The organism is Tepidibacter sp. (assembly GCF_025210165.1).
Classification (GTDB): domain Bacteria; phylum Bacillota; class Clostridia; order Peptostreptococcales; family Peptostreptococcaceae; genus Tepidibacter_A.
In genome coordinates this window covers 38,023-49,925 of record NZ_JAOASI010000033.1, presented here as the reverse complement: position 1 = coordinate 49,925, position 11,903 = coordinate 38,023, and the positions used below count along the sequence as shown (strand labels likewise).

Below are 11,903 nucleotides of genomic sequence, written 5' to 3'. Positions count from 1 at the left end.
TTAAACAATACATGACTTATTATAATAACTATAGATATCAGTGGGGATTAAAGAAGATGACTCCTGTCCAATACAGAAATCATCTTCTTAATGTAGCATAGTCTTTTTTAAATTGTCCTTTACAAAGGGTACAGATTATATATTTTAATACCCTTTATTTTTTATCCTATAGGAAATTATATCATTTTTTGCTTTGTGGATAACTTGTTAAAAAAGCTATATTTTCAACTATTTTTGAGCAACGGAGCCTGTAAGGCTCGTTGGCGACATGAGTCACCGCGTTAGCGAGTAGACGAATTTTTTATTAGTGAATTGATTTGTTTTTTTGGTACTACGTCTAAACATAAGAATTAAAACATATATTAATTAATCTGAGTCTTTGATGTAAATAGAAGAATATTTTGCTAATATAATGGTTATAAAAGCACCAATATAATATGAATATAAAGATAAAAGTCCTATAAAATTGCATATTTTTCTTTCTAACTTATAAATATTATATATATGTATACCAATAATATTATATATGATTGGACCTAGTGATAGTAATATAAAAATACGGCGTGTTTCAAAAAACACTTAAATAGCCTGACACATTTAAAAAAGAGCATGCTAAATAAAGGTAATTTATTACCATTTTTTTACTTGCAATTTACATAAAATATAAACTAATAGCCTAAAATTTCTAAGGGTTGGGGGTATTCTTTTCCAGTTAATAGTTCGATAGGACTTTTTCCTACGCGTTCTTTGCAACGACTACGTCTGTATTTTCTAGTATTAAAGTAAAACTGTAATAAATCTAAGAATTTATCATTAACAGTTCTTTTTAGAAATAAATAAGGACGAATCAAACTATTAATACATTCTACTATACTACTAGCTCTAACAACAGTTTTTATAAATAGTTTAAATTTATCTCTGATATATGAATACTTTTCTCCTAGCATTAGGCCTATTCTTCCCTCGATAATATTATACATTTTACTGTCTTTAGAATATTTTTTCTGATTCCACATCAAGTACAAAGCTTCAATATCAATTTCTTCCTTTTGAGCAAAGTCCTCCATATTTTTTTCAGCTGAACGAACAAAAGTCAGAAGATTTTCTTTATGGTTTCTTAAATATTTAATTCCATCTTTAAGATACTTATTTTTATTCTCCAGTTTTTCTAGTTCAACTAGAGCGTAGTCTATAAGAAAAATACGGTCATTATAGTTCAATCCACCTATTTCAAATGCTTCTCTAATCCAGTCATATAAGGTATTTGCTGTATCATAAATATCTATAAGTTCTATGGATTTTAATGATGCTTTTTCATATGCTTCAAGATATTTATCACTATTCTTACTAAAGGCTTTTAAGCACTTTTTCTTTAACTTATACTCGTTATTAATAGCTTTATAGGTAGTTCTTTCTAATCTAAAAATACCAGAGGATATTTTTTTTAATGCATGAAAAATATCGTCTTGGATATTGATTCCTGAAAAAGCATATTGTACTCCTTTTTAATTCCCATAGCCCCATCATTTACACTTGTTTCGAGATTTAATCCTTGTTCTTGTTTTTCTAAAAGTGATAGAGCCCAGTCGATGGCATTTCTTGTCTCACTTTCATTCATGAGATATGTATAAGTACTATGAACATCTACTCCAACTAGAATAGGTGTTGATGCTTGAAAAATTTCATCATTAGCTCCAACTTTTATTTTATCAAGAGGAACGGAATCATTAAATACTTTTGCTTTATCGGCAAAAGCATTTATGATATAGCTAATTTTACCTATTGATATATGGATACCAAATATTTGCTCTATAAATTTTTGAGCATCTTCAGTAGAACCTTTACAGATTAGCATACATCCAAAAACTATCTTTTCAGTATTTTCTTTTGTTAAATTTATGGAAGGGGTATCGCTTTTTGGATTATCAAATGATTCATGTAGAATATTGCTTACTTTTTCCTTTTGGGTATACACAAAATTTCTATTAACTCCATGTTCTCTAGATAATTCCGAAATGTTTTTTTCACAATTTGCCTTGCATCCAAGAATAATTCTCTCGTTTCGAGGAATACTATTTCTGTAAATTGTTTTTTCCATAGCCACCATCCTTTTCTAAAAGTTTTATTATCTTTAGGATGTGACTATGGGATTATTTTTTTGCAGGAAATTATTTACTGTGTAATGCTAATTTGAAACACGCCAAAATACTTATACCTTTTTTATATTTGAAATTTAACATTCAGTATTCTCCTTTCTATATATGCATGGAAAAATTTTTTGATTAAATATCATCTCAACAGCCCTTTTTTCTAATAATTTGCATAAGATAAATCTACAAAGATAATAACTCTAAATAAATATAAAATCAATTATTTTTTTAAGAAATTATATTTACTTTACTTTTTAGTTGTATGGTATATTGCTATATTTTTCCTAAAGTAGCATAAACTTTAACTGTACCATATTAAATTTTACAAAATAAGACTTAAAATTACAAAATATTACTGATATCATTTATTTATGGAAAAATAAATGTAAAAGGAGAGGTAAAATGAAAAGGAATTTTAAGTTTTTATTTATGTTAGTAATGATAGTTGTAAGTATGATTTTTTCTAGTTTTAGTGTTTTCGCTGAGGATGAGACGAAGGATGAATTTGAATGGGTAGGGGTAGATGGTGGTTCATTGAATTATGACTCCTCTAAAATTGCTGAAGATCCAGATGCAGTAGTATATAAAGATGATTTATATGTTATATTTCAGGAAAGGAATGGAAGCGAGAAGTATCAAATGAGAGTAAAAAAATATAATGGGAGCAAATGGGTAGGAGTAGATAACGGATCCTTGAATTATAATACGTCTAAAAGTGCTGGGTATTCGAGTGCAACAGTATATAATAATGAACTATATGTTACTTGGTCTGAACCAAATAAAAGTAATATAAACCAAATAAGAGCAAAAAAATATGATGGAAGTAAATGGGTAGAAGTAGGTAATGAATCTTTGAATTATGACTCTTCTAAATATGCTAACCATTCAAGTTTAACAGTATATAACGATGAGTTATATGTTACGTTTTACGAAAATAATCGAAGTGAAAATCAAATAAGAGTAAAGAAGTATAATGGAAGTAAGTGGATAATGGTAGATGATGGATCTTTGAATTATAACTATTCTAAATCCGCTTATAATCCAAATTTAGAAGTGTGCAATGATGAGTTATATGCTACTTGGAAAGAAGATAGCAATAGAGGATCAATAGCTCAAATAAGAGTAAAGAAATATGATGGAAGCAAGTGGATAGGGATAGATAATGGATCTTTGAATTATGATTCTTCTGAATATTCGTATGAACCAAATGTAATAGCATATAATAATGAGTTATATGTTATTTGGTATGAACTAAATGCAAGTAATATACATCAAATAAGAGCAAAGAAATATGATGGAAGTAAATGGATAAAAGTAGGTGATGGTTCTTTGAATTATGATTCTTCTAAAAATGCTAACCAGTTAAGTTCGACAGTATACAATGATGAGTTGTATGTTACTTGGCATGAAGAGCATGAAAATGATAAATGCCACATAAGAGTAAAAAAATATAATGGAAATAAGTGGGTAGGAATAGATAATGAATCTTTAAATTATGATTCTTCTAAAGGGGCTTATGATCCAAGTACAATAGTATATAATAATGAGTTATATGTTACTTGGGTGGAAGCGAACGGAAACAATGCAGCTGATATAAGAATGAAAAAACTTGCAAATAAAAACACAGAACCAGAAAAGCCAAGCAACAAAGGAAATAAAGCCTTACTAAGAATCATAATGGAAGAAGGAACAGAAAAAGAATATGATATGACAATGAAAGAAGTCAATGATTTCATAGATTGGTACAATAAAATATCAACTACATGTTACACTATAGAAAAAGATTATAATATAGGACCATTTGAAAGTAGACAAGATTACATAGTTAGAGATAAAATAGTATCTTTTGAGGTAATGGAATATACAAAGTAAAGATTAATATAACAAGGGTAGGAATTAAATTTCCTGCCTTTTATTATGCTAATAGTTAAAATAGATTTTTCTTGTATCACTTTTATATAAACCTGAATAAACTATAAATATGAAGAATTAATGAGGTGGATATAATGAGGAGATGCAGAAAACATTTAGTTGGTTTGATATGTATAGCAGTAGGGCTTAGCATTATTTTATCTCTAGTCTTACCAAATTGGTTGTGGATGAGCTGTTTTGCAACAGTACTTATTATAACAGGCTGTGTTTGCTTTAAATAGGGGGTATGTATTATGAAGATAGTGGCTATAAAACTTCCAAAATTTTTATCAGCAATAGTAAAATTCTTTATAAGAAAGAAATAAACAAAAAACCATTTTATAATGGTTTTTTTGTATGTAATCAAATTCATAATATAGGTATTAACTATGCTTTTATTGATAATAAATAGAATTATATGTTAAAATTAATCTAAAAATACTCGGAGGTACCTATGATAAAGAATAATAAAAAATTTATAGAAAAGTATGCAATAGTACTGATTGGATTACTAATATTGGGTTTTATGTATATGAACATAGATAGTATATCAAGTGGTTTTTCTAAGTTGTTTAGTATATTAAAACCTTTCTTTATAGCTTTTTTTATAGCGTATATATTTAATACTGTAGTAGTGTTTTTAAAAGAAAGGCTCAAAATAAAAAATGGAATAGCAATACTTATAGTATATGGGTTCTTCGTAGTTATAATGGTATTTATAGTAATAATAGTTATACCTATAGTAGTTCAAAGTATAGTCCAGATAATCAATGAAATGCCTGGTTATGCAGATAATTTAATACAAATTATGAAAAGTATGGATATTAACATATTGAATGAAATTGAAAAATATGTAGATAAAAATTCAATAGGAAGTTTGCAAAGAATTTCTAAGGCACTAAATTATTTTTTAAACAATTTTTTGATTTTTATAACTAATATAGGATCAGCTGTGGTGACTATTTCTTTTAGTTTGATAATATCTGTTTATATGCTAATTGAAAAAGAATCTTTAAAATCACTGGGATATAAAATACTAAAAAAGATTTTAAATGAAGAAAAGAGTATAGAATTTATAAAATTTAGTAAAAAAGCTAATATTATATTCTCAAACTTTTTAACTGGACTTATAGTTCAAGCTTCAATACTTGGGATTTTGTGTTTTATAGGATTTTTGATTTTGAAAGTAAAGTATGCACTTTTGTTATCAGTTATAATAGCTTGTACGAATGTAATACCGTATATAGGACCTTTTATAGGCGCTGCACCTGCTGTTTTGGTTACGCTTTTCTATGCTCCTATGAAGGCATTGTGGGTATGTGTGCTTATATTAATTCTTCAGCAAGTAGATGCAAATATAGTTGGACCTAAAATAATGGGTAATTATATAGGTTTATCTCCATTTTGGATTATATTAACAATCGCTGTTGGTGGAGGTTTTTTTGGAATAATGGGAATGATACTTTCTATCCCAATAGCTGCTATAATAAAAATAATACTTAGTGAAACTCTTAAACTAGATAAGTAAAAAATTCGTCTACTCGCTAACGCGGTGACTCATGTCGCCAACGATCCTTACAGGCTCCGTTGCTCAAAAATAGTTTCAAGTGTAGTCTTTTCATCAATATTATCTACAAATTTAAAATCATACAATATCTTATATCATAAAAAAAGCCGAACATTATGTTCGGCTTTTTTATAAGAGATAAAGATTCCTTACACAAGAAATCTTTATTATTAAACTAGACAGCTCTTTCTACGTTACCAGAACGTAAACATCTTGTACAAACGTTTAATCTCTTTGGACTACCATCAACTATAGCTCTAACTTTTCTTAAGTTTGGAGACCAAGTTCTTTTATTATGACGGTTTGAGTGACTCACTGTATTACCAGAAACCTTACCTTTTCCGCAAACTGAACAAACTCTTGCCATGATTAACACCTCCTTCAAACCTTTATCATTGGCATTAAAAACATAATTATATTATCATATTCAGCTAACTTTTGCAAGTTAAATGTTATATTTGCATTGAATATATCAAACATATAATATAAAATATATTATACATATAATATCCAATAAAGTACATATATTAAGATAAAAAATTTTTAATAAAAATATAATTATTTGTGGGGGGTTAAAAAAATGAGTGGAATAATTGCTAATAAATATGGTAATATCTATATTGATAAAGAAGTCATAGCGAAAATTGCATCTCAAGTGTCTACAGAATGCTATGGAATAGTTGGATTTAGTTATAAGTCTAAAGTAGATGGACTTGTTGAGCTTTTAAAAAAAGAGAATATGAGTAATGGAGTAAAAGTTGAAATAGAAGAAGATAATGTTAGTATAGAATTATTTGTTATTATACAATACGGAACAAAAATATCTGTTGTAGCAGACAATATAATAGATAGAGTCAAGTATACTGTGGAAAAAATGACTTCTCTTAAGGTTAGAAAAATAGATATAAATGTACAAGGAGTTAGAGTAAACAAATAGTCAGGAGGTAACAAATTGAAAGTAGAACATATAAATGCAAAGCTCTTTAAGCAGATGATATTATCGGGTGCTAACAATTTGCAAAATCATAAAGAGCTTGTAGATAAACTAAATGTATTTCCAGTACCAGATGGAGATACAGGGACTAACATGTCTCTTACTATACAAGCAGCTGTAAAAGAAGTAATTAAGGAATCGAATAATACTATTAAAGAAATAGGAAAAGCAGCATCTAAAGGATCTTTAATGGGAGCTAGAGGAAACTCTGGGGTTATATTATCTCAGCTTTTAAGAGGATTTGCAAAGGCTATAGAGGACAAGGAACAACTAGATACAAAGGACTTAGCAAATGCACTAAAAAATGGAGCGGATACTGCATATAAGGCTGTAATAAAACCTATAGAGGGTACTATACTCACAGTTGCAAGAGAAACTGGAGAGTTTGCAGTTAAAATATCTCAAAAAGAAAAAGATATAAAAAAATTCATGGAAAAAGTATTAGAAGAAGCCAACCGTTCTTTAGAAAATACTCCAAACCTTCTTAAAAATCTAAAGGAAGCTGGAGTTGTAGATTCTGGTGGAAAAGGATTAGTTTGTATATTAGAGGGAGCTTACAAAGCTTTTATAGGAGAGTTTATAGATAGAAATATTGATTTTAAAGGAATTCAAGAGGTGGGTAAAAATACAGAAATACCTACTGAGGATATCAAGTTTGCGTATTGTACTGAGTTTATACTTGATACTGATAAAATAAGTGATACTAAAATGAAAGAGCTTATACAAAATCATGGAGATAGTTTAATAGTTGTTGGAGATGATTCTTTAATAAAAGTTCATATACATACTAACAATCCAGGTCTTGTTTTACAAGAAGCTATAAAGTATGGACAACTAGATAAAATAAAAATAGATAATATGAAAATTCAACATGAAAATATATTGGTTGAAGAAGATTATGTAAGATTAGAGTCTAAGGAAATGAAAGAATATGGTTTTATATCTATAGCTATGGGATCTGGAATAACTTCAATATTTAAAGATTTTGGAGTGGATCATGTAATAGAGGGTGGACAAACTATGAACCCTAGTACGGAAGATTTTATTCAATCTATAGACAATATAAATGCAAACAACATAATTATACTTCCTAATAATAGTAATGTAATTATGGCTGCAAACCAGGCTAAAGAAATATCTGATAAGAATATAATAGTAATACCTTCTAAAACAACTCCACAGGGATTCTCTGCTTTACTTGCATTTAATCCTGAAGCAGATTCTGAGTCTAATCAAAAGGCTATGAAGTATGCTCTTGAAAATGTTAAGACAGGACAAGTGACATTTGCTGTAAGGGATACTAGCATGAATGATATAGATATAAAAGAAGGAGATATAATAGGTATTGGAGAAGGTAAAATACAAGAAGCTGGGAAAAATATAAAAGATGTAGCATTATCTTTAATAGATAAATTAGTTGATGATGAGAGTGAAATTATAACCTTATTCTATGGTGAAGAATTAAGTGAAGATGATACGAATGAATTAAGAGAAGAGATAGAAGAAAAATATGATGATTTAGATGTAGAAGTTTATTGTGGAAATCAACCGCTATATTATTATATAATTTCTGTAGAGTAAAAGTTTATATATTATCATTTTTTAAGCCATGGATATCAAATACCATGGCTTAAAAAATGGAATTTGCAGGGTGATATAGATGGATTTAAATAAAAACTTACAATACATAAAAGGCATAGGACCTAAAAAATATAAAAAATTAAATAAGCTTGATATATATACTCTAAAAGATTTAATATACTATTTTCCAAGACAATACGAGGATAGAAGTAAATTTAAGAAAATATTTAATTTACAAAATGAAGAAAAGATATCTATAAAAGGAATTATTACAGGATTTGAAAAGCACGAACCAAAAAAGAAGATGATTATAAATAAAATACAGGTAAGAGATGACACTGGTTATATAAAGCTTGTATTTTTTAATCAAAAGTATATAGTCAATAATTTCAAAGTTGGAGATAGTATAGTTGCATATGGTAAGGTTAAAAAAGAATATGGAAAAATTGAATTATTAAACTGTGAGATAGAATTTGATGCAAAGCTTGCAAATTCAATAGGAAAAATAGTCCCTATATATCCTTTAACTTATGGAGTTTCAAATAAAGAATTAGTAAATATAATACAAAGTGTATTAAAAAATGAAAACTTAGAAATAGATGAGTATATTCCAAAGGATATTGTGGATAAAAATAAAATGTGTGATCTGAATTTTGCTATAAGAAATATTCACAATCCAGAAAATTTACAAAACTTAAAAGTAGCTTTATACAGGCTTGTATATGAGGAATTTTTAATACTTCAACTAGGATTATTATACTTAAAAAGTGGAGTAGTTAATAAAGAGGGAATAAAATTTGAGAAAAATAGTAAATTAGAAGAAATTATAAAATCCCTTCAATTCTCACTTACTAATGCTCAAAGAAGATCTCTTGATGATATATTAAGTGATATGTGCTCTAATAAGGTTATGAATAGACTTGTTCAGGGAGATGTAGGGTCTGGAAAAACAGTAGTTGCTCTTTTGAGTCTTGCAAATGTAGTCTTAAATTCATATCAAGCGGCTATGATGGCTCCAACTGAAATATTGGCAGAACAGCACTTTAATTCACTTAATGAAATTTTATCTAAATTTGATATAAATATAGGACTGCTTGTTGGAAGTCTAACTAAAAAACAAAAAATGGATGTTTTAAGAAAAACTAAAGAAGGAGAAATAGATATATTAATAGGAACGCATGCTCTTATAGAGGATGGAGTTGAATTTAAAAAGCTGGGAATGGTTATAACTGATGAACAACATAGATTTGGAGTAAGGCAAAGAAATAAATTATCAGAAAAAGGAGACAACCCTGATATATTAGTTATGACTGCAACTCCTATACCTAGAACCCTAGCACTTATACTATATGGAGATCTAGATATATCTATAATAGATGAGCTTCCTCCTGGAAGACAGGTTATAGACACCTTTGCTGTTCCAAAAGAAAAAAGACTTAGAGCATACGATTTTGTTAGAAGTCAGATAGAACTTGGAAGACAAGTTTATATAGTATGCCCTTTAGTAGAAGAATCAGAGGTAATAAAGGCAAAGGCAGCAGTTGATTTATTAGAAGAGTTAAAAACGGAACATTTTTCAGATTTAAAGCTAGAACTTTTACATGGAAAGATGAAAGCCTCAGATAAAGATGAAATAATGAAAAAGTTCAAAAATGGAGAGATTGATATATTAGTATCGACAACTGTTATAGAGGTCGGGGTAAATGTTCCAAATGCTACACTTATGATTATAGAAAATGCTGAAAGATTTGGGCTAGCTCAACTTCATCAGCTAAGAGGAAGAGTTGGAAGAGGAGAACATAAATCTTTTTGTATACTTATATATGGATCAAAGAATGAAGTGACCTTTGAAAGAATGAAAACTATGGAGCAAACAACCGATGGATTTAAAATATCTGAGAAGGATTTAGAAATAAGAGGACCTGGAGAATTTTTTGGAACAAGACAGCACGGTCTTCCGGAATTAAAGATAGCTAACATATTCAAGCATATTAAAATATTAAAAGAAGCTCAAAAAAAAGCACAAAATATAATAAAAGAAGATGAAAAATTAAATCTTGATAAAAATAAAAAACTTAAAAAAGAAATAATAAATAGATTTGAGAAAAAATTAAACGATATAACATTAAATTAAAAGAGGAGGATTTATATGAGAGTTATTTCTGGAAGTGCTAGAGGATTAAAACTTAAATCTCCAAAAAACATGGACGTAAGACCTACTACTGATAGAGTCAAAGAATCTTTATTCAATATCATAAGTGATAGAGTTATGGAAAGCTTTGTATTAGATCTGTTCTCGGGAACAGGATCACTTGGTATAGAGGCTTTATCAAGAGGAGCTCAAAGAGCTACATTTGTAGATGCTAGTAAATTTAGTATGGATATAATAAAAGAGAATATAAAAAAGGCTAGAGTTAACGATAAAAGTGAATTAATGTTGTCGGATAGTATAAGTGCTGTAAATAAATTAGGTGTTAGAAGAGATAAATTTGATATAATATTTATGGATCCACCATATTTAAAAAACTTTATAGAAAAAACATTAATAGAGATAAGTAAAAGAGAAATATTAGAAGAAGATGGAATAATAATAGTAGAACACGATATAAAGGATGAAGTAAAAGATAAGATAGAAAAACTTGAAAAATACAGAGAAAAAAAATACGGAAATACAATGGTTTCTTTTTTTGCTTGGGAGGATTAAAATGGAAAAAATAGCAGTATATCCAGGGAGTTTTGATCCAGTAACGAATGGACACTTGGACATAATAAAAAGAGCATCTAAATTATTTGATAGATTGATAGTAGCAGTTTTGCATAATTCAAGTAAAGATTCATTATTTACATTTGAGGAAAGAGTGAATCTTCTAAAAGAGGTTGTTAAAGATATAGACAATGTAGAGGTGGATTGCTTTACAGGACTTTTAATAGATTATTGTAATAATAAAAAGGTTAATGCTATAATAAGAGGATTAAGAGCTGTTTCTGATTTTGAGTATGAGCTTCAAATGGCTCAGATGAATAGGCAATTAAATAGAGATATAGAAACGGTTATACTTACAACTAGTACAAAATACTCTTTTATAAGCTCTTCTCTAATAAAGGAAGTAGGAAAACATAAAGGAGATATATCACAATTCGTTCCAAATAATGTATCTAAGCAGGTGTATAAAAAACTACATGGGAGGGAATAGTATTGGAATTACTAAAATTAATAGAAGAAATAGAAGATTTAGTAGAAGAAAGCTCTGGGATTCCATTCGGAAATAAGGTTTTTGTTGATAAAAAACAATTTTTAGAAATAATAAAAGAAATAAGACTTCAATTACCTGATGAAATAAAGCAAGCAGAGTGGATTAATACAGAAAGACAAAGAATACTTGCAGAAGCTCAACAAGAGGCAGATGCTATAGTTGAAAATACTAAATCTTATGTGCAAGAACAGGTAGAAGAAAGTGAAGTTTTAAAAGAAGCTCAAAAGCAAGCTGAGCAAATAATTCAGCAAGCACAAAATACATCTAAAGAAATAAGAAGAGGCGCAAAAGAATATGCTGATAAGATACTTGGAAAGGTTCAAGTAGATTTAGGAAATATAATGGAAGTTATAGCTTCTAATAGAGAAGAATTAAAATAAAATTTGTTTACTCTCTAACGCGGTTACTCATGTCGCCAACGATCTCTACGGGCTCCGTTGCTTAAA

At 28.5% G+C, this 11,903-nt stretch carries 13 protein-coding genes; 10 read left to right on the top strand and 3 right to left on the bottom strand.

Annotated features, from left to right (window positions below):
* The coding region (locus N4A48_RS05485) for an IS3 family transposase (RefSeq protein ID WP_293664828.1) at positions 1–101 on the top strand (101 nt) is incomplete at its 5' end.
* Positions 102–668: 567 nt separating this feature from the next.
* Here N4A48_RS05485 and N4A48_RS05480 read toward each other — a convergent pair.
* Entirely contained in the window at positions 669–1,220 is a 552-nt protein-coding gene (locus N4A48_RS05480) for a hypothetical protein (RefSeq protein ID WP_293664822.1), read from the bottom strand.
* Positions 1,221–1,444: 224 nt separating this feature from the next.
* On the bottom strand, positions 1,445–2,098 hold the full coding sequence (locus N4A48_RS05475; protein ID WP_293664821.1) for a hypothetical protein: 654 nt from the start codon (positions 2,096–2,098) through the stop codon (positions 1,445–1,447).
* A gap of 454 nt (positions 2,099–2,552) precedes the next feature.
* Here N4A48_RS05475 and N4A48_RS05470 point away from each other — a divergent pair, with 454 nt between their 5' ends.
* From N4A48_RS05470 to N4A48_RS05460, 3 genes are all read left to right on the top strand, one after another.
* The gene (locus N4A48_RS05470; RefSeq protein ID WP_293664820.1) at positions 2,553–4,022 is read left to right on the top strand and encodes a hypothetical protein; all 1,470 of its coding nucleotides are present in this window, start codon (positions 2,553–2,555) and stop codon (positions 4,020–4,022) included.
* Between the two features lie 134 nt (positions 4,023–4,156).
* Positions 4,157–4,303: a 2-oxoglutarate translocator gene (locus N4A48_RS05465; RefSeq protein ID WP_293664819.1), complete on the top strand. Its 147-nt coding sequence runs from the start codon at positions 4,157–4,159 to the stop codon at positions 4,301–4,303.
* A 212-nt stretch (positions 4,304–4,515) separates the two neighbouring features.
* Positions 4,516–5,589 carry an AI-2E family transporter gene (locus N4A48_RS05460; protein WP_293664818.1) on the top strand — a complete coding sequence of 358 codons (1,074 nt, stop codon included), beginning with the start codon at positions 4,516–4,518 and terminating at the stop codon, positions 5,587–5,589.
* Positions 5,590–5,803: 214 nt separating this feature from the next.
* On the opposite strand, the gene rpmB is transcribed toward N4A48_RS05460, so the two are convergent.
* A complete protein-coding gene (gene rpmB, locus N4A48_RS05455) occupies positions 5,804–5,995 on the bottom strand; it encodes a 50S ribosomal protein L28 (protein WP_248483483.1) in 192 nt (63 codons plus the stop codon).
* 213 nt (positions 5,996–6,208) lie between these two features.
* On the opposite strand from rpmB, the gene N4A48_RS05450 reads away from it, so the two are divergent.
* The 6 genes from N4A48_RS05450 to N4A48_RS05425 all read left to right on the top strand — a co-directional run bounded on the left by N4A48_RS05450 (position 6,209) and on the right by N4A48_RS05425 (position 11,837).
* Positions 6,209–6,565, top strand: coding sequence for an Asp23/Gls24 family envelope stress response protein (locus N4A48_RS05450; RefSeq protein WP_293664816.1), 357 nt, complete (start codon positions 6,209–6,211; stop codon positions 6,563–6,565).
* 54 nt (positions 6,566–6,619) lie between these two features.
* The gene (locus N4A48_RS05445; RefSeq protein WP_293664826.1) at positions 6,620–8,203 is read left to right on the top strand and encodes a DAK2 domain-containing protein; all 1,584 of its coding nucleotides are present in this window, start codon (positions 6,620–6,622) and stop codon (positions 8,201–8,203) included.
* Positions 8,204–8,282: 79 nt separating this feature from the next.
* The gene (recG, locus tag N4A48_RS05440) at positions 8,283–10,337 is read left to right on the top strand and encodes an ATP-dependent DNA helicase RecG (protein ID WP_293664815.1); all 2,055 of its coding nucleotides are present in this window, start codon (positions 8,283–8,285) and stop codon (positions 10,335–10,337) included.
* A 15-nt stretch (positions 10,338–10,352) separates the two neighbouring features.
* On the top strand, positions 10,353–10,907 hold the full coding sequence (gene rsmD / locus N4A48_RS05435; RefSeq protein WP_293664814.1) for a 16S rRNA (guanine(966)-N(2))-methyltransferase RsmD: 555 nt from the start codon (positions 10,353–10,355) through the stop codon (positions 10,905–10,907).
* Between the two features lies 1 nt (position 10,908).
* On the top strand, positions 10,909–11,397 hold the full coding sequence (gene coaD / locus N4A48_RS05430) for a pantetheine-phosphate adenylyltransferase (protein WP_293664813.1): 489 nt from the start codon (positions 10,909–10,911) through the stop codon (positions 11,395–11,397).
* Between the two features lie 2 nt (positions 11,398–11,399).
* Complete coding sequence (locus N4A48_RS05425) at positions 11,400–11,837, top strand: ATPase (RefSeq protein WP_293664812.1); 438 nt, start codon at positions 11,400–11,402, stop codon at positions 11,835–11,837.
* Positions 11,838–11,903 lie beyond the last annotated feature (66 nt).

Bases quoted from the DNA above. Each gene is read 5' to 3' on its own strand.
- rpmB (WP_248483483.1), bottom strand. From the start codon at position 5,995: ATGGCAAGAGTTTGTTCAGTTTGCGGAAAAGGTAAGGTTTCTGGTAAT.
- N4A48_RS05460 (WP_293664818.1), top strand. From the start codon at position 4,516: ATGATAAAGAATAATAAAAAATTTATAGAAAAGTATGCAATAGTACTG.
- recG (WP_293664815.1), top strand. From the start codon at position 8,283: ATGGATTTAAATAAAAACTTACAATACATAAAAGGCATAGGACCTAAA.
- coaD (WP_293664813.1), top strand. From the start codon at position 10,909: ATGGAAAAAATAGCAGTATATCCAGGGAGTTTTGATCCAGTAACGAAT.
- N4A48_RS05450 (WP_293664816.1), top strand. From the start codon at position 6,209: ATGAGTGGAATAATTGCTAATAAATATGGTAATATCTATATTGATAAA.
- N4A48_RS05445 (WP_293664826.1), top strand. From the start codon at position 6,620: ATGATATTATCGGGTGCTAACAATTTGCAAAATCATAAAGAGCTTGTA.
- N4A48_RS05465 (WP_293664819.1), top strand. From the start codon at position 4,157: ATGAGGAGATGCAGAAAACATTTAGTTGGTTTGATATGTATAGCAGTA.
- N4A48_RS05470 (WP_293664820.1), top strand. From the start codon at position 2,553: ATGAAAAGGAATTTTAAGTTTTTATTTATGTTAGTAATGATAGTTGTA.
- N4A48_RS05475 (WP_293664821.1), bottom strand. From the start codon at position 2,098: ATGGAAAAAACAATTTACAGAAATAGTATTCCTCGAAACGAGAGAATT.
- rsmD (WP_293664814.1), top strand. From the start codon at position 10,353: ATGAGAGTTATTTCTGGAAGTGCTAGAGGATTAAAACTTAAATCTCCA.